The sequence below is a fragment of the Streptomyces sulfonofaciens genome, assembly GCF_014656295.1.
GTDB lineage: Bacteria > Actinomycetota > Actinomycetes > Streptomycetales > Streptomycetaceae > Streptomyces > Streptomyces sulfonofaciens.
Genome location: NZ_BNCD01000003.1, coordinates 260,936 through 284,730, shown reverse-complemented (window position 1 = coordinate 284,730; position 23,795 = coordinate 260,936). Strand labels below are relative to the sequence as shown.

Sequence of the window (23,795 nt, the reverse complement as noted above, 5' to 3'; positions counted from 1 at the left end):
CGGGGCTCCGGCGGCCCTGCGCGGCCCGCGCCACCCCCCGGCCCCCGGGGGCGCGCCGGGCGTGAGGGATAGTGGTGGGGTGACTTCCGCCGTACCACAGCCCCGTACCGACGCCGGGTCGTCCGCCGCTCGCAGCGGGCGGCGCAGCCTGGCCGCCGCCCTGCTGTTCGGCTCCGCAGGCGCGGCCGTGGCCCTGCTCGCCTCCCGCCAGGGCTGGGCCGAGGGCACGGCCGCGGTGGCAGGCGGCGACCTGCCGCTCACGGCCAAGGGCAGCGACGTGACCGGCGCGCCCGCGGCACTCGCCGTCGTGGGCCTCGCCGCACTCGTCGCCGTCTTCGCGGTGCGCCGCGCCGGCCGGCTGCTGGTGTCCGCCCTGCTCGCGCTGAGCGGTGCGGGCACGGTGGCCGCAGCGGTGCTGGGCGCCACCGCCGACTCGGCGGGTTCGGCGCTGGACGAGAAGGCCGCGCAGGTCTCCGGCGACACCGCGGCCGGCGTGGAGGCCCTGAGCCACACCGCGTGGCCCTATGTGGCGGCCGCCGGCGGCGTGCTCATCCTCGTCGCCGGGCTGCTCGCACTGCGCTACGGCCGCCTGTGGCCGGGCATGTCGAGCCGCTACGAACGCGACGGCACCCCCCGGGCCCGCGCCGTGCGCGCGGTCGACCCGGACCGCCCCGAGGACCTGTGGAAGGCGCTGGACCGCGGCGAGGACCCGACCACCGGCGGGGCCTGACAGCGCCCCCGCGCACGGCCAGGTGGGGCCCCGCGCGCGGCGGCCACCCCGGGCACGGGCGGCCGTGCACGTGCGGGACAATGACGGGCGGGGCCCGGCGCCACGGCACCGCGCACGGCACGCAGGCGGCCCCATCGACCGCATAGAGCAACGAGGAGCAAGTCATGGCGGGCAACAGCCACGGACACACCCCGGCAGCCTGGACCGGTGTCATCATCACCTTCATCGGCTTCTGCGTCGCGGGTGCCTTCATGGTCATGGACGACGCTGTCGGCTTCTGGGTCGGCATCGCGGTGATCTTCCTCGGCGCGGTGGTGGGCGGCATCATGCGCCTCATGGGACTCGGCCAGGGGCGGCGCCGGCCGTCGCGCACGGCCGCCTCCGAGAGCTGACGCCCCCGGGCCACGACGCGGGGCCGGGCCCCGGCGCGAGGGCGCCGACGGGCCGGGGCCGCCGGCGGGCGGGAGCGGCCGGGGCGGGGGACACTGCCTGCGTGGTAGACGCGCACTCCGCACGTTCGCACCGCGCCCCGGCGCGGAGCGCCCCCGCGCCCAGTCCGCCCGCGCGCACCACCCCTGCGCACCCCACTCCGGCCGCCACCACCTCCGCGGGCCCCGCTGCGGTCCATGGCGGACCTGATCGCCCGTACGGCGCATCGACCCGCTCCGCGCCCGGTGCGGCCGCCTCGCCGGAGCCCTCAGCTCCTGCCGCCGGCGCTCTGAGGCGGCTGCTCGCACCCGCCGGCGTCCTGGCCGCCTGCGCCGCCGCCTTCGCCTACGTGGCCGTCGTCGATCCCGACGAGCCCGGCCACTACCCCGTGTGCCCGCTGCGGCGGTTCACCGGTCTGTGGTGCCCGGCCTGCGGGGGCCTGCGCGGCGCCCACGCACTGGCGCACGGCGACCTGGCCGGCTCGTTGGAGGCCAATGCGGTGGCCGTGCTGGGCTACGGGCTCTTCGCGGTGTTCTGGGGCGCCTGGGTGGTCGGGGCAGCGCGGGGGCGGGCGCCGGCGCCCCCGCTCGGACGCGGGAGCCTCTGGACGCTCGGTGCGCTGCTCACCGTCTTCACCATTGTCCGGAACCTGCCTTTCGGTGGCCGGCTGCATCCTTGAGCAACAGACGAACATCCAGGTAATGAGCCTTTCCCCGGCCCGGATGCGGGGTCGGGTCCCCGCTGCGGATACCATCACAGAGAGCACCGGGTTGCCCCATGCCGGGGTGATCCGGGACACAGTTTCGATCTTCGGCTGCCGGCCCGCAGCACGACCGCCGGGCTTCCGCCCGGCATCGGGTGGCCGCCGGAGAGCCGTCCGAGAGGGGAGCGCTCGCGTGAGTGTGCTCGACGAGATCATCGAGGGGGTCCGTGCCGACCTCGCGGAGCGGCAGGCGCGCATCAGCCTCGACGAGCTCAAGGAGCGCGCGCGGCGGGCCCCCCAGGCCCGGGACGGGGCCGCCGCGCTGCGCGGCTCGGGTGTGAAGGTGATCTGCGAGGTCAAGCGGTCCAGCCCGTCGAAGGGCGCGCTCGCCGCGATCGGCGACCCCGCGGCGCTGGCCGCCGACTACGAGGCCGGTGGCGCGGCCGTCATCTCGGTGCTGACCGAGCAGCGCAGGTTCGGCGGCTCCCTCGCCGACCTGGAGGCCGTACGCGCCAAGGTCGACATCCCGGTGCTGCGCAAGGACTTCATCTTCACGTCGTACCAGCTCTGGGAGGCGCGCGCGTACGGCGCGGACCTCGCCCTGCTGATCGTCGCCGCGCTCGAACAGCCGGCCCTGGAGTCGCTCGTCGAGCGCGCGGTGTCCATCGGGCTCACGCCGCTCGTCGAGGCGCACGACGAGGAGGAGGCCGAGCGGGCCGTGGCGGCCGGTGCCAGGGTCATCGGGGTCAACGCCCGCAACCTGAAGACGCTGGAGGTCGACAGGTCGACCTTCGAGCGGGTCGCCCCCGAGCTCCCGCCGGGCATCGTCAAGGTCGCGGAGTCGGGTGTCCGCGGGCCGCACGACCTGATCGCCTACGCCAACGCGGGTGCCGACGCCGTCCTGGTCGGCGAGTCGCTGGTGACCGGCAAGGACCCGAGGACCGCCGTCTCCGACCTGGTCGCCGCGGGCGAGCACCCCGCGCTGCGGCACGGGAGGGGCTGACCCGATGCCCGCCGTCCCTGTGGTCTCCTCCGGCCTCACCGGCCCCTCCGGCCTCACCGGCCCCTCCGGCCCTCCGGAGCCCGGCCCGTCGGCCGACGGCCCGGTCCGGGTGGCGGACCCCGGCCGGTGCGCCTGCCCGCCCGCCGGGACGGCGCGCGACCCCTACGCCCGCCTCGCCCGCGGCTGCCGGCCGCGGGGCTGCCGCGCACCGGCCCGGCGGGTGCACGGCCGGCGGGTGCGCTATGTGATCGGGGACGAGCCGGGCCAGGTCAACGGCATGCGATGGCCCCGGCCCACCGGACACCGCCACCACTGACGTCCGGCCACTCCACCGGGCCACCCCCACCGGGCCACGCCCTGCCACGAAACCCTCCGACCGCGACGGCACCCGTCCGGCGGCGGAGGGCCCGTGGCAGCCGTGCCCGCCGCGGGTGGCACCCGCGGCCACCGGCGCGCGGCACACCCGCGGCCACCGGCCGTGCGGCCGCCCGCGGGGACGGTGCACCGGCCCGGAGCCGGGCTGCGGTGCGCCGGGGCCGTGCGGGGCTGACCCGCCGTCCTCGGTACCGCGGCCCGTCCTCGGCGCCGAGGCCCGTCCTCCCGCCGTGGCGACCCGCCCGGCGGGGGACCGGTGGGACGCCGGCCGTACCCGTGGACCGGCGGCACCAGCCGTACGGTCCGCCGACCGCGCGGGCGACCCGTCGAAGGGTCCTCAGCCGCGGCCGCGAGGCTGTCCGTCCATCACCCGGCGGGGCGTTCGCCCCGCCGGGTGAAGCGGGTGCGGGCCAACGGCCCGCGCCCCGTCCGGCAGCCGCACACGACAAACGACCACCAGATCCCGGGGCCCGCCCCGGGAGGCACCGTGAGGGCATCCCACATGCCAAGCAGCTACTTCTTCCCCGATTCGTCGGGGCACACCCCGAGCGCCGAGGGCTACTTCGGCGCCTTCGGCGGCGCGTTCATCCCGGAGGCGCTGGTCGCCGCCGTCGACGAGGTCGCCGTCGAGTACGACAAGGCCAAGTCCGATCCGGCGTTCGGCGCGGAACTCGACGACCTGATGGTGAACTACACGGGCCGCCCCAGCGCCCTCACCGAGGTCCCGAGGTTCGCCGAGCACGCCGGCGGCGCCCGTGTCCTCCTCAAGCGCGAGGACCTCAACCACACCGGCTCTCACAAGATCAACAATGTGCTGGGCCAGGCCCTCCTGACCCGCCGCATGGGCAAGACCAGGGTCATCGCGGAGACCGGTGCCGGCCAGCACGGCGTGGCCACCGCCACCGCCTGCGCGCTCTTCGGGCTCGAGTGCACCATCTACATGGGTGAGATCGACACCCGGCGCCAGGCGCTGAACGTCGCCCGCATGCGCATGCTGGGCGCCGAGGTCATCGCCGTGAAGTCCGGTTCCAGGACCCTCAAGGACGCCATCAACGAGGCGTTCAGGGACTGGGTCGCCAACGTCGACCACACGCACTACCTGTTCGGCACCGTGGCGGGACCGCACCCCTTCCCGGCCATGGTCCGCGACTTCCACCGCGTCATCGGCGTGGAGGCCCGCCGCCAGCTCCTGGAGCGCGCGGGGCGGCTGCCCGACGCGGCGGTGGCCTGCGTCGGCGGCGGCTCGAACGCCATCGGCCTCTTCCACGCCTTCCTGGCCGACCCAAACGTGCGCCTGATCGGCTGCGAACCGGCCGGCCACGGCATCGCCACCGGGGAGCACGCGGCGACCCTCACCGCGGGCGAGCCCGGCATCCTGCACGGCTCCCGCTCCTACGTCCTCCAGGACGACGAGGGCCAGATCACCGAGCCGTACTCGATCTCCGCCGGACTCGACTACCCGGGCATCGGCCCCGAGCACGCCCACCTCAAGGACAGCGGCCGCGGCGAGTACCGCGCGGTCACCGACGACGAGGCGATGCAGGCACTGCGGCTGCTCTCCCGGACCGAGGGCATCATCCCGGCCATCGAGAGCGCACACGCCCTCGCCGGTGCCCTGGAGGTCGGCCGCGAACTCGGCGAGGACGGGCTGATCGTCGTCAACCTCTCGGGGCGCGGCGACAAGGACATGGACACGGCCGCCCGCTACTTCGGCCTGTACGACACGGACGCGGCCGTCGAAGCGGACGCCTCCGCCGGCGACGGCGGCACCGCCGAGATCGAGGGGGACGCTCGATGAGCGGGAACATCCAGCTACTGACCGACACGCTCGCCCGGGCCAGGGCCGAGGGCAGGTCCGCCCTCATCGCCTACCTGCCCGCCGGGTTCCCGACCGTCGAGGGCGGCATCGAGGCGGTCACGGCCGTCCTCGACGGCGGTGCGGACGTCATGGAGGTGGGCCTGCCGCACAGCGACCCGGTGCTCGACGGCCCGGTCATCCAGACCGCGGACGACATCGCGCTGCGCGGCGGCGTCAGGATCGCGGACGTGATGCGCACGGTGCGCGAGGCCCACCGGGCGACCGGCAAGCCGGTCCTCGTGATGACCTACTGGAACCCGATCGACCGGTACGGCATCGAGCGGTTCACGGCCGAGCTCGCCGAGGCGGGCGGCGCCGGGTGCATCCTGCCCGATCTGCCGGTCCAGGAGTCGGCGACCTGGCGGGAGCACGCCGCCAAGCACGACCTCGCCACGGTCTTCGTCGTCGCGCCCAGCAGCAGGGACGCCCGGCTCGCCACGATCACCGCGGCGGGCACGGGCTTCGTCTACGCGGCGTCGCTGATGGGCGTCACCGGCACCAGGGAGTCCGTGGGCACCCAGGCGGAGGAGCTGGTGTGCCGCACCCGGGCCACCACCGACCTGCCCGTCTGCGTCGGCCTCGGGGTCTCCGACGCCGCACAGGCCGCCGAGGTCGCGGGCTTCGCCGACGGCGTCATCGTGGGCTCCGCCTTCGTCAAGCGGATGCTGGACGCTCCGGACCACCAGGCGGCCCTGGCCGGCGTCGGGGCGCTCGCCGCGGAGCTGGCCCGGGGCGTGCGCGGCACCGCGTAACTCGTCCGGGTGGACCTGACCCGGGGAGGCGCGCACGTGCCTCCCCGGGTCGTTTTGCGGGGTGTGAACGACAAGAACGGTAAGGGCAGGCGCACGGCCCGTGAGCGACTGGCCGCCGAGCGCGAGCAGCTCAGGACGCGTGAGAAGCGCCGCAGGAACCTGCTGGTGGGGGTGGCCGTGGTGGGCGTGATGGGCCTGGCGGCGGTGGTGGGGGTGCTCGCCGCGAACGCCGGCGGCGACAAGAGCGATTCGGCGGGGCCCGTCGTCGCGCCCAAGGGAGCCGTCGGCAAGGGCGCCCTCGCCATCCCCGTCGGCCAGGAGGGCGCGAAGTCCACCCTCACCGTCTGGGAGGACTTCCGCTGCCCCGCCTGCAAGCAGTTCGAGACCACCTTCCGCCCGACCTTGCAGGCCCTGGCCGCCCGCGGACAGCTCAGGATCCAGTACCACCTGGTCACGCTCATCGACGACAACGCCGGCGGCAGCGGCTCCCTGCACGCCGCCAACGCCGCGGCCTGCGCCCAGGAGGCCGGCAGGTTCCCGCGGTACCACGACGTGCTCTACGACAACCAGCCGGCCGAGACGCAGGACAGCTACGCGGACAACGGCACGCTCCTGCGCCTCGCCGACAAGGTCGGCGGCCTGTCCACCCCCGCCTTCCGCAAGTGCGTCGAGGACGGCACGCACAACGGCTGGGTCGCCAAGTCCGACAAGGCCTTCCAGGAGAGCACCTTCCAGGGCACCCCGACCGTCCTGCTCAACGGCAGGAACGTCTTCGGCAGGCAGGGCGATCCGCTCACCCCGCAGAAGCTGCGGCAGATGGTGGAGGCGGCCGACCGCTGACTCCGCGGCGGCGGGACCGGGCCCCGTCGACCGCGCACGGTCCGCCGCGAAACCGTCGACCGCGTACGGTCCGCCGCGCACCGGCGGACCGTGCGGACCGGACGACCGCGCCGCCGCCCGCCGCCCGCCGCACCGCGGGCCCGGGGCCGCCCGGGCGCACCGGCCGCCCGGGCGCCGCGGTGGTCCGATCGGGGCGGCGGGACCGGGCTCGTTATGGAGCCGTAGCCGGTTGGGTTGCCGCCGGTGCGGTCCGGCAGGGTAGCGTCGGGTCTGCCATGTACCTAGCCTTCATTCCCAGCCCGTCGCACGGTGTGCTGTACCTCGGCCCCGTTCCCCTGCGCGGCTATGCGTTCTGCATCATCATCGGCGTCTTCGTGGCCGTGTGGCTCGGCAACCGGCGCTGGATCGCCCGCGGCGGGACCTCCGGCACGGTGGCCGACATCGCGGTGTGGGCGGTGCCGTTCGGCCTGGTCGGCGGGCGGCTGTACCACGTCATCACCGACTACGAGCTGTACTTCGGCCCGGGCCGTGACTGGGTCGACTCCTTCAAGATCTGGGAGGGCGGCCTCGGTATCTGGGGCGCCATCGCTCTCGGCGCGGTGGGCGCCTGGATCGGGTGCCGCAGGCGCGGCATCCCGCTGCCCGCGTGGGCCGACGCGGTCGCGCCCGGGGTGGCGCTGGCCCAGGCATGCGGGCGCTGGGGCAACTGGTTCAACCAGGAGCTGTACGGACGGCCGACGGACGTGCCGTGGGCGCTGAAGATCACGTCGACCGCGGACGGCCGGGTGCCCGGTCTGTACCACCCGACGTTCCTGTACGAGTCGCTGTGGTGCGTCTTCGTCGCCCTGCTGGTGATCTGGGCCGACCGGCGCTTCCGGCTGGGACACGGGCGGGTGCTCGCGCTGTACGTGGCGGCGTACTGCGTCGGACGCGCGGGGACGGAGTACCTGCGCGTGGACGAGGCGCACCATGTGCTGGGGCTGCGGCTGAACGAGTGGACCGCGATCGTCGTCTTCGTGCTCGCCGTGGTGTACATGGTGGTGTCCGCACGGCTGCGGCCCGGCCGTGAGGAGATCGTGGAGCCCCGGGCGGTCGCCGCGGGACCGGACGCGCCCGGCGAGGTGGTTTCCGGCGGGGCGGACTCCGGCGGGGCTTCCGGTACGGAGGCGGTCGCGGGCGAGGACGCCGCGGGCGGGGAGGCCACCCGTGCGGGCGAGGGCGCCTCGGAGGGGGACACCGCGGACGAGGCGGAGAAGGACACCGCGGACGAGGGTGCCGCGGGCCGGGGCGCCGAGGACGAGGAAGCACCGGCACCCTCGGGATCCATGGCCGACTCGGGCAAGCCCGGCACACCCTGAGCGTCCGGGCCCGCACGGACCGCACCCCCTGCTCCGCGGCAGCGGCACCCCGCCGCGACATGCCGGGTCGGCGGTGCCGGGTCCGGACGCCCTTCCGCAGCCGTCGTCACCCGCTCACCCCTCCCGGTCCCGGCCGCCACCTCACCACCGAACCACCCCCTCCACCGCCGCGGCGCCCGGCCCGCCGTGGCGGAAAGGCGCCATCCGCCCGGGCACGTCCCTCGCCGGGCGGTGTCCGCTGCGCCGCCGACGGCTCCCGGCCCCGGTCCCCCTCTCCTTTCCGGCCGCGGCGATACCAAGCTCGCGAGCCGTGTCCCGCGGGTCCTCGTCCGAAGAAGGGCCCGCCCGGCAGGCTTCCGGACGGACGCCGGAGCCGCTGCCAAAGCCGCCGCCCACAGCCCGGCAACTCCCCGGATCCACCGCCGGCAGGGCGGCGTTTGCGCAGGTAAGTACGGCCTTCCTTGCTGGCGGCGGAACTTTTTCGTGCGTACTTTCGAGGGTGCCGGAGGGCATACGCAGGGGCACCGTGCCCCGGCACGAGGAAAGGAGCGGTGGGCTGATGTCCATCATTGACACCGAGGCCACGCTGCACGAGGCGCATCGCGACAACCACACGCACCGCGATGTCAACGGCGGCTGGCTGCGTCCCGCGGTGTTCGGCGCGATGGACGGCCTGGTCTCGAACCTCGCCCTGATGACCGGCGTGGCAGGGGGCGCCGTCTCCCAGCAGACCATCGTCATCACCGGTCTGGCGGGCCTCGCCGCAGGCGCGTTCTCGATGGCCGCCGGTGAGTACACCTCCGTCGCCGCCCAGCGCGAGCTGGTGGAGGCCGAGCTCGACGTGGAGCGCAGGGAACTGCTGCGCAACCCCAAGGACGAAGAGGAGGAGCTCGCGGCGCTCTACGAGGCGCGCGGCGTCGACCCCGCGCTGGCCCGCGAGGTCGCCCGGCAGCTTTCCAGGGACCCCGAGCAGGCGCTGGAGATCCACGCCAGGGAGGAGCTGGGCATAGACCCGGGCGACCTGCCCTCGCCGGCCGTCGCCGCCGCGTCGTCCTTCGGCTCCTTCGCCCTGGGCGCCCTGCTGCCCGTCCTGCCGTACCTGCTCGGCGCGAGCGCCCTGTGGCCCGCCGTGCTGCTCGCCCTGCTCGGCCTGTTCGGCTGCGGCGCCGTGGTGGCCCGCGTGACCGCGCGGACCTGGTGGTTCAGCGGTCTGCGCCAGCTTGCGCTGGGTGGCGCGGCTGCCGGTGTGACCTACGCCCTGGGCAGTCTCTTCGGTGCGGCCGTAGGATAATAGGCTGGGCTGGTTTCCCTGTGCATCCATGTGGATGACTGCGCAAGTCCCTGTTACCAGGCGGTTTCAATGCGCCGACCCCTGGGCATGAGCGTTTAGCACTGGGCGGGCAACGAAGCTCGCCGTTCAGCGGACCGACGGGCAACGATCTGCCCCTGTAGGTCCGTACCAAGTCTCGACAAGTCTGCCGTACCGAACAAGGTCTGTCAGTCACCAACGTGTCCGTCCTGTACATACCAGCGGGTATCCGTCCGCGGTGTCGGCGTCTGCCTCGATAGGGCGGTCGGCACGGAGTCCGTGCACCTGCCGCAGGGCTGTGTGCGGACACCCTTCATGTCGCCTCGATCGGCGCCCGCCGCTCATCGGTGATGTCCGCATGTTGGAACGCGACATCCGTTTTTCGAGAAGCGTTTCATCATGTAACCTGCACGAAATTTCGCGGAGGGCCAAAGTCGTCCCTCGGCATCCGCACCCCGGACCCGGTCTGGGAGGTGCTCATAGCCACGACGACGACGGGAGAGCCGATGCGTACACCGCGCCAGCCGTCCCAGCATTCCGCGCCCCACGAGCCCTCCCGCTGGGGGTACATGGACGCCCGCCCTGCCGCGCAGGGCATGTACGACCCGCGCAACGAGCACGACGCCTGCGGCGTCGGCTTCGTGGCCACCCTCACCGGTGAGGCGAGCCATGCGCTGGTCGAGCAGGCGCTGACCGTACTGCGGAACCTGGAGCACCGCGGTGCCACCGGCTCGGAGCCCGACACCGGTGACGGTGCGGGCATCCTGTCGCAGGTCCCCGACGCGTTCCTGCGCGAGGTCGCCGACTTCGCGCTGCCCGAGGCGGGCGCCTACGCCGTCGGCATCGCCTTCCTGCCCGTCGCGGGCGTGCACGCCCCGGGTGCCGCGGGCGCCGTCGGCGCCGCGGCCGGCGGGGCCACCGCGGACGCGGCCGCCAAGGCCGTCGCCCACGTCGAGACCCTCGCCGCCGACGAGGGCCTGACGGTGCTGGGCTGGCGCGACGTGCCGGTCGCCCCCGACATGCTCGGCGCCACGGCCCGCTCCACCATGCCCGCCTTCCGCCAGCTCTTCGTCACCGACGAGGCCGGTTCCGCCCGCGGCATCGACCTTGACCGCAAGGCGTTCGTGCTGCGCAAGCGCGCCGAGCGCGAGGCCGGCGTCTACTTCCCCTCGCTGTCCGCGCGCACGATCGTCTACAAGGGCATGCTCACCACCGGGCAGTTGGAGCCCTTCTTTCCGGACCTGTCGGACCGCCGCTTCGCGTCCGCGATCGCGCTGGTGCACTCGCGGTTCTCCACGAACACCTTCCCGAGCTGGCCGCTCGCCCACCCGTACCGCTTCGTGGCGCACAACGGCGAGATCAACACGGTCATGGGCAACCGCAACTGGATGCGGGCCCGCGAGTCGCAGCTCGCCTCCGACCTCTTCGGGGACGGTGAACTCGACCGCATCTTCCCCGTGTGCACCCCCGGTGCCTCCGACTCCGCCACCTTCGACGAGGTCCTCGAACTGCTCCACCTCGGCGGCCGCCCGCTGCCGCACGCCGTGCTGATGATGATCCCGGAGGCCTGGGAGAACCACCCCTCCATGGACGAGGACCGGCGGGCCTTCTACCAGTACCACTCCACCCTGATGGAGCCCTGGGACGGCCCGGCCTGCGTCTCCTTCACCGACGGCACCCAGGTCGGCGCGGTGCTGGACCGCAACGGCCTGCGCCCGGGACGCTACTGGGTCACCGACGACGGCCTGGTCGTGCTGGGGTCCGAGGTCGGCGTGCTCGACATCGACCCCGCCAAGGTGGTCCGCAAGGGCCGCCTCCAGCCCGGCCGGATGTTCCTCGTCGACACCGCGGAGCACCGCATCATCGAGGACGACGAGATCAAGGCGGAACTCGCCGCGGAGCACCCCTACGCGGAGTGGCTGGAAGCCGGCGAGATCGAGCTGGAGGACCTCCCCGAGCGCGAGCACATCGTGCACACGCACGCCTCCGTCACCCGCCGCCAGCAGACCTTCGGCTACACCGAGGAGGAGCTGCGGATCCTGCTCGCGCCGATGGCGAAGTCGGGCGCGGAGCCGATCGGCTCGATGGGCACCGACACCCCCATCGCCGCGCTGTCCAGCCGTCCGCGGCTGCTCTTCGACTACTTCACCCAGCTTTTCGCACAGGTCACCAACCCGCCGCTGGACGCCATCCGGGAAGAGCTCGTCACCTCCCTGCGCTCCTCGCTCGGCCCGCAGGGCAACCTGCTGGAGCCGACCGCCGCGTCCTGCCGCAGCGTCACCCTGCCGTTCCCGGTGATCGACAACGACGAGCTGGCCAAGCTGATCCACATCAACGCCGACGGCGACATGCCCGGTATGAAGGCCGTGACCCTCTCCGGCCTGTACCGCGTGAGCGGCGGGGGCGAGGCGCTGGCGGACAGGATCGACGGGATCTGCGCAGAGGCCGACGCCGCCATCGAGGCCGGCGCCCGCCTGATCGTGCTCTCCGACCGGCACTCCGACGCCGAGCACGCCCCGATCCCGTCGCTGCTGCTCACCGCCGCCGTCCACCACCACCTCATCCGCACCCGGCAGCGCACCCACGTCGGCCTGCTGGTGGAGGCGGGCGACGTGCGCGAGGTGCACCACGTCGCGCTGCTCATCGGCTACGGCGCCGCCGCCGTCAACCCGTACCTTGCGATGGAGTCCGTCGAGGACCTGGTGCGCGCGGGCACGTTCCTGCCCGGTATCGAGGTGGAGACGGCCATCCGCAACCTGATCCACGCGCTCGGCAAGGGCGTGCTGAAGGTGATGTCCAAGATGGGCATCTCCACCGTCGCCTCCTACCGGGGCGCGCAGGTCTTCGAGGCCGTCGGTCTCGACGAGCAGTTCGTCGCCAAGTACTTCGACGGCACCGCGACGAAGATCAACGGTGTCGGCATCGACGTCGTCGCCGCGGAGGTCGCCGCCCGGCACGCCAAGGCCTACCCCGCCTCCGGCATCGCCCCGGCGCACCGCGCACTGGAGATCGGCGGCGAGTACCAGTGGCGCCGCGAGGGCGAGCCGCACCTCTTCGACCCGGAGACGGTCTTCCGGCTCCAGCACTCCACCCGTTCCCGGCGCTACGACATCTTCAAGAAGTACACGGGACGCGTGAACGAGCAGTCCGAGCGGCTGATGACGCTGCGCGGCCTGTTCGGATTCAAGACGGGCTCGTCCGGGCGTTCCCCGATCCCGATCGAGGAGGTGGAGCCCGCGTCCGAGATCGTCAAGCGGTTCTCCACCGGTGCCATGTCGTACGGCTCCATCTCCAAGGAGGCGCACGAGACGCTCGCCATCGCCATGAACCAGTTGGGCGGCAAGTCCAACACCGGCGAGGGCGGCGAGGACCCCGACCGGCTGTACGACCCGGCGCGCCGCTCGTCGATCAAGCAGGTGGCCTCCGGCCGGTTCGGCGTGACCAGCGAGTACCTGGTCAACTCCGACGACATCCAGATCAAGATGGCGCAGGGCGCCAAGCCGGGCGAGGGCGGGCAGTTGCCCGGGCACAAGGTCTACCCGTGGGTGGCCAGGACCCGGCACTCCACGCCCGGCGTCGGCCTGATCTCTCCGCCGCCGCACCACGACATCTACTCCATCGAGGACCTGGCCCAACTGATCCACGACCTGAAGAACGCCAACCCGGCGGCCAGGATCCACGTCAAGCTGGTCTCCGAGGTCGGCGTGGGCACGGTCGCGGCGGGCGTGTCCAAGGCGCACGCGGACGTGGTGCTGATCTCCGGCCACGACGGCGGAACCGGTGCCTCACCGCTCACCTCCCTCAAGCACGCGGGCGGCCCCTGGGAGCTCGGCCTCGCCGAGACCCAGCAGACGCTGCTGCTGAACGGCCTGCGGGACCGCATCGTGGTGCAGACCGACGGCCAGCTCAAGACCGGCCGCGACGTGGTCGTCGCCGCACTGCTCGGTGCCGAGGAGTTCGGATTCGCCACCGCGCCGCTGGTCGTCTCCGGCTGCATCATGATGCGGGTCTGCCACCTGGACACCTGCCCGGTCGGCATCGCGACCCAGAACCCGGTGCTGCGCGAGCGGTTCGCGGGCAAGCCCGAGTTCATCGTGAACTTCTTCCAGTTCATCGCCGAGGAGGTCCGCGAGCTGCTGGCCGAACTGGGCTTCCGCTCCATCGAGGAGGCCGTCGGCCACGCCGAGGTGCTGGACGTCGGCCGCGCCGTCGACCACTGGAAGGCACAGGGCCTCGACCTGGAGCCGCTGCTGCACGTGCCCGACCTGCCGGACGGCGCGGTGCGCCACCAGGCGGTCGCGCAGGACCACGGCCTGCAGAAGGCGCTCGACAACGAGCTGATCAGGCTGGCCGCCGACGCCCTCGCCGCGCAGTCGGCCACCGAGGCCCAGCCGGTCCGTGCCCAGGTGCCCATCCGCAACATCAACCGCACCGTCGGCACCATGCTCGGCCACGAGGTGACCAAGAAGTTCGGTGGTGCGGGCCTGCCCGACGACACCATCGACATCACCTTCACCGGCTCCGCGGGCCAGTCCTTCGGCGCGTTCCTGCCGCGCGGCGTGACACTGCGCCTGGAGGGCGACGCCAACGACTACGTCGGCAAGGGCCTGTCCGGCGGCCGGGTCATCGTCCGGCCGGACCGCGGTGCCGACCACCTCGCCGAGTACTCGACCATCGCCGGCAACACGATCGCCTACGGGGCCACCGGCGGCGAGCTGTTCCTGCGCGGCCGCACCGGCGAGCGGTGCTGCGTGCGCAACTCCGGTGCGACCGTCGTCACCGAGGGCGTCGGCGACCACGGCTGCGAGTACATGACCGGCGGCCGTGCGGTCGTCCTCGGCCCGACGGGCCGCAACTTCGCGGCCGGTATGTCCGGCGGCATCGCCTACGTCATCGACCTCGACCCGGACAACGTCAACTCCGGCAACCTGGCCTCGGTCGGGGCGCTCGACGACACCGACAGGCAGTGGCTGCACGAGGCCGTGCGCCGGCACAGGGACGAGACGGGCTCCACGGTCGCGGAGAAGCTGCTGGCCGAGTGGGACACCGCCGTCCAGCGCTTCAGCAAGATCATTCCCAGTACCTACCAGGCAGTGCTCGCCGCCAAGGACGCCGCCGAGCGGGCCGGTCTCTCCGAGACCGAGATCACCGAGAAGATGATGGAGGCGGCGACCAATGGCTGATCCCAAGGGCTTTTTGAACCACGGCCGCGAGGTCGCCAGGACCCGCCCCGTCGAGGAGCGGGTCCGGGACTGGAACGAGGTCTACGTCCCCGGCTCCCTGCTGCCGATCGTCAGCACCCAGGCCAGCCGCTGCATGGACTGCGGCATCCCGTTCTGCCACAACGGCTGTCCGCTGGGGAACCTGATCCCCGAGTGGAACGACTACGCCTACCGGGAGGACTGGACGGCGGCCTCCGAGCGGCTGCACGCCACGAACAACTTCCCCGAGTTCACCGGCCGGCTCTGCCCGGCGCCCTGCGAGTCGGCCTGCGTGCTCGGCATCAACCAGGCGCCGGTCACCATCAAGAACGTCGAGGTCTCCATCATCGACAAGGCGTGGGAGGACGGCACAGTCGCGCCGCAGGCCCCGGAGCGCCTGTCCGGCAAGACCGTCGCCGTGATCGGCTCGGGCCCCGCGGGGCTCGCCGCCGCCCAGCAGCTCACCCGCGCCGGCCACACCGTCGCCGTCTACGAGCGCGCCGACCGCATCGGCGGTCTGCTCCGGTACGGCATCCCCGAGTTCAAGATGGAGAAGCGGCACATCAACCGCCGCATCGAGCAGATGCGGGCGGAGGGCACCAAGTTCCGCACCGGTGTGGAGGTCGGCCGCGACCTCGACGCGGCGCGGCTGCGCGGACGCTACGACGCCGTGGTGATCGCCGCGGGCGCCACCACCGCCCGGGACCTGCCGGTGCCGGGCCGTGAGCTGAACGGCATCCACCAGGCGATGGAGTACCTGCCGCTCTCCAACAAGGTGCAGGAGGGCGACTACGTGACCTCGCCCATCAGCGCCGAGGGCAAGCACGTCGTCGTCATCGGCGGCGGCGACACCGGTGCCGACTGCGTGGGCACCGCGCACCGGCAGGGCGCGGCCTCCGTCACGCAGTTGGAGATCATGCCGCGCCCCGGTGAGGAGCGCAGCGCCGCCCAGCCCTGGCCGACGTTCCCCATGCTCTACAAGGTGACCACCGCGCACGAGGAGGGCGGCGAGCGCATCTACGCCGCGTCGACGACCCACTTCGAGGGCGACGAGGACGGCAACGTGCAGTGGCTGCACCTCACGGAGGTCGAGTTCGTCGACGGCAAGGTCACCCCGAAGCCCGGCACCGAGCGGCGGATCCCGGCGCAGCTTGTGACGCTCGCGATGGGCTTCACCGGCACCGACCAGGACAACGGGCTGGTCGGCCAGTTCGGGCTGGAGCTGGACGCGCGCGGCAACATCGCCCGTGACGCGGACTTCCAGACGAACGTGCCCGGGGTCTTCGTCGCGGGCGACGCGGGCCGCGGCCAGTCGCTCATCGTCTGGGCCATCGCGGAGGGCCGCTCGGCCGCCCGCGGCGTCGACCGCTACCTCACCGGTGCCAGCGAGCTGCCGTCCCCGATCCGCCCGACCGACCGCTCGCTGGTGGTCTGACGGCTCCGGACCCGGCCCCCGGACACCCGCGCCGCCGGCGGCGGCGCGGGGCCGGCGCGATGTGCGGCCCCGCCGTACGGGCCCGAGCGGCCCACCACCGGCCGCCGGCACGGACGGGGTGGCGACCGCCTCCGCGGTGACAACCGGTTCCGAGGCGGCAGCCGTCCCTCCCGGCCGGTGGTGACGCGACGGTGTGCCGTGGCCGCTCGTGGGTCCCCGCGCCCCTCGGGGCGCACCGAGCGCCGAGCGGCGCTCACCACAACGTCCCGTACAACGGCGTACGGAACTGAGCGCGGCGCCTGTATGTCCCCGACCTGGACCTTCGCAGGCGCCGTGGCGCGTTCCGGTCGGCGGCCGCGCGGTTGGACGGGCCCCGGTCAGCAGATCCCGTCGCCCGGCCTGGGGTTGGCCAGCCCGAACACCGGCCGCACCTTCAGGCCCGCCCAGGTGCCGGCCAGGGCGCAGGCACCCCACACCCAGCCGTGCAGGCTGCCGGAGGCGATGCCCGCGAGGTAGGCGCCGATGTTGCAGCCGCCCGCCAACCGGGCGCCGACGCCCATCAGGATCCCGCCGAGCACGGCGGCGACGGCAGTGCGCCAGGGGATGCCGCGGTGCAGGGCCCACGCGCCGCCGAGCGCGGCGGCCACCGCGGCACCCACCATGATCCCGATGTCGGTCAGGCTGTTCTTGTCGGCGAGCACGGGGGAGGACAGCATCGTCGAGTTGCCGGGCTGCCGCCAGAAGGCCCAGGTTTCGGGGTGCCCGCCGAGTGCCGCCACGACCCTGCTGCCCCACAGGGCGAAGGCGCTGGTCACCCCCCATGCGCCGCCCGACACCAGCAGCACGCCCGCGCCCAGCGCCGCAAGGACGACGGCGCCCACGGCCAGCGGCCAGGAACCGCGGACGATCCGTGCGGCCGCGCCCCGGGCCGTCGGGACGGCACCGGCCGGCGGGGGAGTGCGACGGTGCTGGACGACCCGGGAGACCGCCACGATCACCAGGAGCGCCGCGATCGTCACGGCCCAGGAGCCGAACCAGCCGATGTGGTCGGACAGGACGTAGGGGCCGAAGGCGGGCCAGTCGTGCCAGACACCGAACTGCCAGGCCGCCAGCGTCGAGCCGGCGATGAAGCCGCCGAGCGTCAGCACGATCGACGACTGCCCCGAGCCCACCGCGAAGAGCGTGCCCGAGGCGCAGGCGCCGCCGAGCTGCATCCCGACGGCGAAGAGGAACGAGCCGACCAGCAGCGCCACGCCCAGCGGCCCACCGGACGGGGCGGGCACCGACCCGAAGAGCCCGGTGCCGGTGCCGATGAGCAGGGCGAAGAGGGTCGCGGTCGTACCGAGCAGCAGCGCGTGGGCGCGCAGCCCGGTGCCGTTGCCCACCGCGACGAGCTGTCGCCAGGCGGAGGTGAAGCCGAATCTGGAGTGGAAGAGGGCGAAGCCGAGGCCGAGGCCGAGCAGCAGCAGGACACCCGGCTTCGCGCCGTGCGCGGCGAACACGTACGTGCTCAGCCCCACCGCGATCAGCGCGGCGACCAGCAGCGGGACCCGCCGGACCGCGGGTGCCCGGGGCGCCTCGGGGGCGGGGGCGCTGGTGGGGGCCGGTGAGAGCAGGGCGGTGGACACCCGCCGCGGTCCCGTGGCGGCCGGGGAGGTGGTGGTCATGAGGGACTCCAGGGCGTGCAGGGGCAAAGACGCGTACGGGACGGCGGTGGCCCGGACGGGAAGCGTGCCAGGAAGTGGCGGGGAGCGGCGGCGGCCGTCCGGCCCGTGCGGGGCCCGGCAACCGGCTCGGTGCGGCGGGCGGGGCGGCCCGTACCGCGTGGTCAGCGGCTACAGAGGCCGTCGTCGACGCACCACGCCGAGCTCGCGAACAGCGCGAGGCAGAGATGGCGGGCGGGTGCACACATGTTCCCCATCGTAAATGTCCGCCTCCCCGGCGGGAGCCCCGGCCCCCCGGCGCCTCGTACGGAAGGGACCCTCCGCCCGGGGCCGCCGCCTGACGGGCCCGTCCGGGGTGCCGCTCCCGCACCCCGCCCGGGCCTGCCCGGGGCCGGGGATCAGGTGTCGCACTCCAGGACCGTGCGGCACAGCCCGCAGCGTGCCCGGACGCGGCCGCGCACCGGCACCCTGATCCGCTGCCGGCAGGTGGGGCAGTCGAAGGACACCCGCAGGCTGCCCCGGACGTCGAAGGCGTAGGGGCCGCCCTGCGGGTGGGGCACGCCGTGCTCCTGGGCGTAGCGCCGGTCCTTGGCGTACCGGCGGCGGCCCGCCCAGCCGGCCGCCGTCAGCGGCGGTTGCCGCTCGTCCTGCCGTGCCATCTCCATGCCCTTGGTGTACGACGTGTAGGCCTGCGGGCTGGTGAACCAGACGGAGGGGTCCTCGTGGAAGGCGAGAGCACGCTTGGCCAGGACGTACCCGAACTCCTCCGGGGTGAGGTAGCCGAGCTTCTGCGACGAGACGCCGTCCTCGCGGAACGCGTCGAGCAGCAGCCAGCCCGCGCCCAGGTAGGCGGCCGCGGTGTCGGTGAGGATCTCGTTGTCCCGGGTGCCGGCGAAGGACAGGTCGAGACGGTGCAGGTACACGTGCATGACCTCGTGGGCCAGCGCGGCGCCGATGTCGTTGCGGTGCGTACGGAACCGGTCGTTGAGCTCGATGAAGTACTCGGGCCCCGCCGCCAGCTCCACGTTGGCGGCATGGGTCATCTCACGGAAGCTGACGATGATCCGGGCGTCCGGCAGCCGGTAGTGCCGCACCATCTCCCGGGCCACCCGCTGCACACCCAGGTGGAGGTCGTCCTGGTCGCAGAAGGCCACGTCCGCGGGGACCACACTCGTCTCGAAGGAGTGCACGGTGTCGTAGGTCAGCCGCCTGTACAGCGCCGTGAGCGCCGCACGCACCGTGTCCAGGTGCGGGAAGCCGTGCTCCACAGGTCCGTCGTTCGCCACGCGCAACCCCCTTCAGAGGCCACGGTCACCGCACCCTGCCGCCCTGACCGGCCGCCGGCCGCAGAGCCCACCGGGAGTGCCCGAGCCCGCCACGGCCGCCCGGGGCGGGCGAACGCCGCACCGGAGCGCCGTGCCGCGGCACCGCCTTCCACTGTAGACGCGCCGGGCCCCGACCTCACGCCGTCCGCGCCGCCCGGCGCACCGTCCACCGGACGCCCAGCCCCGCCCACCGGACGCGGCCCTGCCACGGACGGGGGAACCCTCCCGCGCTCCTCCCGCCCGTTCACGTCCACGGACTAGGCTGAACACCCATGACGACCAGCAACGCCAACGAGGCCGAGCCGATCCACGCGCCCGCTCCCGGCCGCACGGCGGAGCCCGGCCAGCGCGCCGCCCTGCCCGCCGTCGACCCCGCGATCCGCGCAGAGCTGGCCAGGCTGCGCGACAGCATCGACAACATCGACGCCGCCGTCGTCCATATGCTCGCCGAACGCTTCAAGTGCACCCAGCAGGTCGGCCACCTCAAGGCCGAGCACCGGCTGCCGCCCGCCGACCCGTCCCGCGAGGCGCAGCAGATCACCCGGCTGCGCAGCCTCGCCGAGAACGCGAAGCTGGACCCGGCCTTCGCCGAGAAGCTGCTGAACTTCATCATCGCCGAGGTGATCAGGCACCACGAGCGCATCGCGGAGCACGCCCAGCAGCCGGCGCACGGCGCCCCGCCGCTGCCGCGACCGGCGTCCGGGACGCCGCGGTGACCGCGCCCCCGGCCCGCTTCACCGTCACCCGTGCCACGCCCGACGAGTGGGCGGTGGTCGGCGGCTGGGCGGCGGACGAGGGCTGGGACCCGGGCCGCTCGGACGCCGCGGCGTTCTTCGCGCAGGACCCCGAGGGCTTCCACCTGGGCCGGAGGGACGGCGAGCCCGTCTCCGCCGTCTCCGTGGTCCGCTACGGCCCCGACTACGCCTTCCTCGGCTTCTACCTGGTCCGTCCCGACCAGCGCGGCCGCGGCTTCGGCCTCGCCACCTGGCAGGCCGCACTGGCCGGCGCCGGCCGGCGCACGGTGGGCCTGGACGGTGTGGTGGCCCAGCAGGACAACTACCGCCGCTCCGGCTTCACCCCCTCCCACCGCACCCACCGCTACACGGGCCCGGCACCCGGCTGTGCACCGGAGCCCGCCGGCATCGTCCCCGCGGCCACCGTCGGCACCGAGGCGATCACCGCCTACGACAGCGCCTGCCACCCCGCCGACCGCCCCCGCTTCCTCGCGCGGTGGCTCACCACCCCCGGCCACCGCGCCCTCGCCCGTGTCACCGACGGCCGGCTCACCGGATACGGCGTGCTCAGGCCCGCCCACTCCTCCTACCGGATCGGCCCGCTGTTCGCCGACACCCCCGCCGACGCCCGCGCGCTGTTCGACGCGCTGACCGCGGGCACCGGCCGCACCCCCGTCACCCTCGACGTCCCCGAGTCCAACCCGGCGGCCGTCGCGATGGCGGAGGAACTCGGCCTCGCCCCGTCCTTCGAGACGGCCCGGATGTACACCGGACCCATCCGCCCCCTGGCCGACCAGCGCGTCTTCGGGATCACCACCCTCGAACTCGGCTGAGTGCGGGGCACAACCCGCTCTGTGCCGCCCGACCGCGATCGGGCAGCATGTCCCCATGCCCGTACTGACGCGCGATGAAGCGCAGACCCGCGTCCAACTGCTCGACGTCCAGCGGTACACGATCGACCTCGATCTCACCCGCGGGGACGAGACCTTCGACTCCCGTACCGTCATCCGGTTCACCGTCCGGGCACCGGGGTCATCGGCCACCGCGGACACCTTCGTCGAACTCAGGCCGGCCCGGCTGCGCTCCGCCACCCTGGACGGGCACCCCCTCGACACCTCCTCGCTCGACGACAACCGCCTGCCGCTGACCGGCCTGGCACCGGGCGAGCACGAGCTGAGCGTCGACGCGGCCATGCACTACTCGCACACCGGCGAGGGCATGCACCGCTTCACCGACCCCGCCGACGGCGAGACCTACACCTACACCCAGCTCTTCATGGAGGACGTCCAGCGCGTCTTCGCCGCGTTCGACCAACCCGACCTGAAGGCCGTCTTCGACCTCACCGTCACGGTCCCCGAAGGCTGGCAGGTCCTTGCCAACGGCGTCACTGAGCACCTCGGCGGGGGCCGCTGGCGGGCCGCGGCCACCCCGCCGATCTCCACCTACCTGGTCGCCGTCACCGCCGGCCCCTGGCACTCCGTGCGCACCGAGCACCGCGGCCTGCCCTTCGGCCTGCACTGCCGCCGCTCCCTGGCGCCGCACCTGGACGCCGACGCCGAGGAGCTCTTCGCCATCACCAGGGCGTGCTTCGACCGCTATCACGAGAAGTTCGACGAGCCCTACCCCTTCGACTCCTACGACCAGGCGTTCGTCCCCGAGTTCAACGCGGGGGCGATGGAGAACCCGGGCCTGGTGACCTTCCGCGACGACTTCGTCTACCGCTCCGCGGTCACCGACACCGAGCGGCAGACCCGCGCGATGGTGATCGCCCACGAGATGGCCCACATGTGGTTCGGCAACCTGGTCACCCTCAGGTGGTGGGACGACATCTGGCTGAACGAGTCCTTCGCCGAGTACATGGGCTACCAGACCCTCGTGGAGGCCACCCGCTTCACGAGCACCTGGGTCGACTTCGGCGTCGCCCGCAAGGCCTGGGGCTACGACGCCGACCAGCGTCCCTCCACCCATCCCGTCGCCCCCGAGGCCGTTGACGACACCGCGTCCGCGCTGCTCAACTTCGACGGGATCTCCTACGCCAAGGGGGCCTCCGCGCTGCGCCAGCTCGTCGTCTGGCTCGGTGAGGACAGCTTCCTGGCCGGTATCAACACCCACTTCGCCCGGCACCGGTTCGCCAACGCGACCCTCGCCGACTTCATCGACTCGCTCGCCCGGCACACCGACCGCGACATGCGGTCCTGGGCGGCGTCCTGGCTGCGCACCACCGGAGTCGACACCTTCACCCCCGCCCTGGGCGGCGACAGCAACGCCTGGACCCTGGACGTGCGGCACAGCGGCCACCGCCCGCACCGGCTCGCGATCGGCCTCTACGACCGCGACCCCGCCGAGCCGACCCGGCTGGTCGCACGGGCCCGCTGGGAGCGCGACTTCCCCGCCGGGGGCGGCCGGACCAGCCTGAACGGCGAGGGCCCGCGACCCGCCCTCGTCCTCCTCAACGACCAGGACTACACCTACGCCAAGGTCCGCCTCGACCCGGCCTCCTGGGACACCGCCGTGCAGGGCCTGTCCGGGCTGCCCGATCCGCTGGCCCGCGCGGTGGTCTGGAACGCGGCCCGCGACATGGTCCGCGACGGCGAGCTGGCCCCCGCCGCCTACCTGGACGCGGCCCGCACCCACCTCCCGCACGAGGACGACCTCGCCATCGTGCAGGGCGTACTGGCCTTCGCCGGGCGCCAGATCACCGACCGCTACCTCCCCGCCGCCGCCCGGCCCGCCGCGCTCAGCACGCTCACCGCCCTGAGCCGCGACCTGCTCAGGCGCACCGAGGGCGGCGAGAACCCGGGGCTCAGGCTCACCGCCGTACGCCACTTCGTCGACGCCGCCCAGCACCCCGCCGCCCTGAGCGCCTGGCTCGCCGACGACACCGTGCCCGGCGGACCCGAGCTCGACCCCGAGCTGCGCTGGCGGATCCTCACCCGGCTCGCCGTGCTCGGCGCCGTCGACGAGGCCGCCATCGCCGCCGAACTCGACCGGGACCCGAGCGCCACCGGCCGGGAGGGCGCGGCCCGCTGCCGTGCGGCCCTGCCGGACCCGGACGCCAAACGCCGCGCCTGGGAGAGCCTGTTTATCGGCGACGAGCTCTCCAACTACCTCTTCACCGCCACCGCGGTGGGCTTCTGGCAGCCTGAGCAGCTCGACCTGCTGCGCGACTACGTGCCCCGCTACTACCCCGACGCCGTCGCACTCGCCGAACGCAGGGGCCCGGCCATCGCCGCGGCGGCGACGCGGTACGCCTTCCCTGCGCACGCCGTCACTGCCGAGAACCTCCGGCTCGGCGAGGCCTGCCTCGGCGGCGCCGACCCCGTCCCCGCGCTCCGCCGCGGCCTCGCCGACCAGCTCGACGACCTCCGGCGTGCGCTGCGGGTGCGCGGCTGCTGACCGCGGTCCGGGGCGGCCTACGTCACCGGCCGCCCCGGCGCAGCTCGACCCGTCTGACGGCCCGCTCCCGCGGGCCCGTCCTGTGGTTGCCCACCTCGGGCCGGGCCGGCAGCGGCGCGCAGAGCGCACCGCCGAGCGCCGTCGCGAACGCCTCCCCGGCCGTCCAGCCCACCGGCACCGTCGCCGTCACCCGGCTGATGCCCGCGGCGGCGGCGCGCTCCAGCAGCACCCGGGCCAGCGCCGTACCCAGCCCGGCGCGGCGCACCCGGGCGCCAGCAGGAACAGTCCCACCGCCGCGGCGTCCGAGGCGGGATGGCGCAGCACCACGTCCACCACCCCGACCACGGTGCCGCCGCTCTCCGCGACCAGCACCCGTTTGCCGTCCTGGTCCGCGCCCCGCGGCAGCGCATAGAACAGGCCCTGCACGTCACCCGGTGCCGACGGCAGCCCCGTGGCCGCCAGGAACCAGTCCTCGCAGTCCTCGAACAGCGCGGTGAGCGCCGCCTCGTCACCGGGCTCGGCCTCGCGCAGCACGGCACGGCGCCCGCCGGGGCCGTCCACGACGAGGGCGCCCGCGCCCGCGAACGGCTCCCGCGGAGCGTTCCTCCCGTTCCTTCCGCCACGCCCGTGCGCGGCGTGCATGTGCCCGTCCCCGTGCGTCATCCGGCCGACGGTACGCCGTC

General features: G+C 73.8%; 19 protein-coding genes. 15 read left to right on the top strand and 4 right to left on the bottom strand.

The annotated features are described in order from the left end of the window. Positions 1-79: 79 nt before the first annotated feature. The 12 genes from IE313_RS07020 (at position 80) to IE313_RS06965 (ending at position 15,993) form a co-directional block, all read left to right on the top strand. On the top strand, positions 80-730 hold the full coding sequence (locus tag IE313_RS07020) for a TIGR02234 family membrane protein (protein ID WP_189930068.1): 651 nt from the start codon (positions 80-82) through the stop codon (positions 728-730). Positions 731-894: 164 nt separating this feature from the next. Then, a complete protein-coding gene (locus IE313_RS07015; RefSeq protein ID WP_189930067.1) occupies positions 895-1,122 on the top strand; it encodes an HGxxPAAW family protein in 228 nt (75 codons plus the stop codon). Positions 1,123-1,448: 326 nt separating this feature from the next. Beyond that, positions 1,449-1,838 carry a DUF2752 domain-containing protein gene (locus tag IE313_RS35000; RefSeq protein ID WP_229924463.1) on the top strand — a complete coding sequence of 130 codons (390 nt, stop codon included), beginning with the start codon at positions 1,449-1,451 and terminating at the stop codon, positions 1,836-1,838. A 217-nt stretch (positions 1,839-2,055) separates the two neighbouring features. Continuing rightward, positions 2,056-2,865 carry an indole-3-glycerol phosphate synthase TrpC gene (trpC, locus tag IE313_RS07005; protein WP_189930065.1) on the top strand — a complete coding sequence of 270 codons (810 nt, stop codon included), beginning with the start codon at positions 2,056-2,058 and terminating at the stop codon, positions 2,863-2,865. Positions 2,866-2,974: 109 nt separating this feature from the next. Further along, positions 2,975-3,181, top strand: coding sequence for a tryptophan biosynthesis modulator TrpM (gene trpM / locus IE313_RS07000; protein WP_189930269.1), 207 nt, complete (start codon positions 2,975-2,977; stop codon positions 3,179-3,181). A 561-nt stretch (positions 3,182-3,742) separates the two neighbouring features. Further along, positions 3,743-5,038 carry a tryptophan synthase subunit beta gene (trpB, locus tag IE313_RS06995; protein WP_189930064.1) on the top strand — a complete coding sequence of 432 codons (1,296 nt, stop codon included), beginning with the start codon at positions 3,743-3,745 and terminating at the stop codon, positions 5,036-5,038. Continuing rightward, a complete protein-coding gene (gene trpA, locus IE313_RS06990; RefSeq protein WP_189930063.1) occupies positions 5,035-5,850 on the top strand; it encodes a tryptophan synthase subunit alpha in 816 nt (271 codons plus the stop codon). The genes trpB and trpA overlap by 4 nt, the downstream gene beginning before the upstream one ends. Before the next feature lie 63 nt (positions 5,851-5,913). Beyond that, positions 5,914-6,690: a DsbA family protein gene (locus IE313_RS06985; RefSeq protein WP_189930062.1), complete on the top strand. Its 777-nt coding sequence runs from the start codon at positions 5,914-5,916 to the stop codon at positions 6,688-6,690. A 275-nt stretch (positions 6,691-6,965) separates the two neighbouring features. After that, positions 6,966-8,048, top strand: a complete 1,083-nt coding sequence (gene lgt / locus IE313_RS06980) for a prolipoprotein diacylglyceryl transferase (RefSeq protein ID WP_189930061.1) — start codon at positions 6,966-6,968, stop codon at positions 8,046-8,048. Between the two features lie 559 nt (positions 8,049-8,607). Then, positions 8,608-9,339, top strand: coding sequence for a VIT1/CCC1 transporter family protein (locus IE313_RS06975; RefSeq protein WP_189930060.1), 732 nt, complete (start codon positions 8,608-8,610; stop codon positions 9,337-9,339). Positions 9,340-9,863: 524 nt separating this feature from the next. Then, positions 9,864-14,540, top strand: a complete 4,677-nt coding sequence (gltB, locus tag IE313_RS06970; RefSeq protein WP_189930059.1) for a glutamate synthase large subunit — start codon at positions 9,864-9,866, stop codon at positions 14,538-14,540. Further along, complete coding sequence (locus tag IE313_RS06965; protein WP_189930058.1) at positions 14,533-15,993, top strand: glutamate synthase subunit beta; 1,461 nt, start codon at positions 14,533-14,535, stop codon at positions 15,991-15,993. The genes gltB and IE313_RS06965 overlap by 8 nt, the downstream gene beginning before the upstream one ends. A 377-nt stretch (positions 15,994-16,370) precedes the next feature. On the opposite strand, the gene IE313_RS06960 is transcribed toward IE313_RS06965, so the two are convergent. Continuing rightward, entirely contained in the window at positions 16,371-17,660 is a 1,290-nt protein-coding gene (locus tag IE313_RS06960; protein ID WP_189930057.1) for a YeeE/YedE family protein, read from the bottom strand. A 395-nt stretch (positions 17,661-18,055) separates the two neighbouring features. Next, the gene (locus tag IE313_RS06955) at positions 18,056-18,943 is read right to left on the bottom strand and encodes a hypothetical protein (RefSeq protein ID WP_189930056.1); all 888 of its coding nucleotides are present in this window, start codon (positions 18,941-18,943) and stop codon (positions 18,056-18,058) included. Between the two features lie 311 nt (positions 18,944-19,254). Between IE313_RS06955 and IE313_RS06950 the strand changes: the two genes are divergently transcribed. The 3 genes from IE313_RS06950 to pepN are packed head-to-tail and all read left to right on the top strand — an operon-like array spanning position 19,255 to position 23,112. Further along, the gene (locus IE313_RS06950) at positions 19,255-19,698 is read left to right on the top strand and encodes a chorismate mutase (RefSeq protein ID WP_189930055.1); all 444 of its coding nucleotides are present in this window, start codon (positions 19,255-19,257) and stop codon (positions 19,696-19,698) included. Then, positions 19,695-20,549 carry a GNAT family N-acetyltransferase gene (locus IE313_RS06945; protein WP_189930054.1) on the top strand — a complete coding sequence of 285 codons (855 nt, stop codon included), beginning with the start codon at positions 19,695-19,697 and terminating at the stop codon, positions 20,547-20,549. Before IE313_RS06950 ends, IE313_RS06945 begins: the two co-directional genes overlap by 4 nt. 55 nt (positions 20,550-20,604) lie before the next feature. Beyond that, on the top strand, positions 20,605-23,112 hold the full coding sequence (gene pepN / locus IE313_RS06940) for an aminopeptidase N (protein WP_189930053.1): 2,508 nt from the start codon (positions 20,605-20,607) through the stop codon (positions 23,110-23,112). 22 nt (positions 23,113-23,134) lie between these two features. Here pepN and IE313_RS06935 read toward each other — a convergent pair whose 3' ends face one another. Both IE313_RS06935 and IE313_RS06930 read right to left on the bottom strand, forming a co-directional pair. Continuing rightward, positions 23,135-23,302 (bottom strand): hypothetical protein, encoded by a 168-nt coding sequence (locus tag IE313_RS06935; protein ID WP_189930052.1) that lies wholly within the window; start codon positions 23,300-23,302, stop codon positions 23,135-23,137. After that, positions 23,299-23,775, bottom strand: a complete 477-nt coding sequence (locus IE313_RS06930) for a hypothetical protein (protein ID WP_189930051.1) — start codon at positions 23,773-23,775, stop codon at positions 23,299-23,301. Before IE313_RS06930 ends, IE313_RS06935 begins: the two co-directional genes overlap by 4 nt. Positions 23,776-23,795: the final 20 nt, after the last annotated feature.

Excerpts from the sequence above, each read along its gene's own strand:
- trpB (WP_189930064.1), top strand. The coding sequence starts at position 3,743 with ATGCCAAGCAGCTACTTCTTCCCCGATTCGTCGGGGCACACCCCGAGC.
- IE313_RS07015 (WP_189930067.1), top strand. The coding sequence starts at position 895 with ATGGCGGGCAACAGCCACGGACACACCCCGGCAGCCTGGACCGGTGTC.
- pepN (WP_189930053.1), top strand. The coding sequence starts at position 20,605 with ATGCCCGTACTGACGCGCGATGAAGCGCAGACCCGCGTCCAACTGCTC.
- IE313_RS06975 (WP_189930060.1), top strand. The coding sequence starts at position 8,608 with ATGTCCATCATTGACACCGAGGCCACGCTGCACGAGGCGCATCGCGAC.
- gltB (WP_189930059.1), top strand. The coding sequence starts at position 9,864 with ATGCGTACACCGCGCCAGCCGTCCCAGCATTCCGCGCCCCACGAGCCC.
- IE313_RS06950 (WP_189930055.1), top strand. The coding sequence starts at position 19,255 with ATGACGACCAGCAACGCCAACGAGGCCGAGCCGATCCACGCGCCCGCT.
- trpA (WP_189930063.1), top strand. The coding sequence starts at position 5,035 with ATGAGCGGGAACATCCAGCTACTGACCGACACGCTCGCCCGGGCCAGG.
- IE313_RS06960 (WP_189930057.1), bottom strand. The coding sequence starts at position 17,660 with ATGACCACCACCTCCCCGGCCGCCACGGGACCGCGGCGGGTGTCCACC.
- lgt (WP_189930061.1), top strand. The coding sequence starts at position 6,966 with ATGTACCTAGCCTTCATTCCCAGCCCGTCGCACGGTGTGCTGTACCTC.
- IE313_RS06965 (WP_189930058.1), top strand. The coding sequence starts at position 14,533 with ATGGCTGATCCCAAGGGCTTTTTGAACCACGGCCGCGAGGTCGCCAGG.
- IE313_RS06930 (WP_189930051.1), bottom strand. The coding sequence starts at position 23,775 with ATGACGCACGGGGACGGGCACATGCACGCCGCGCACGGGCGTGGCGGA.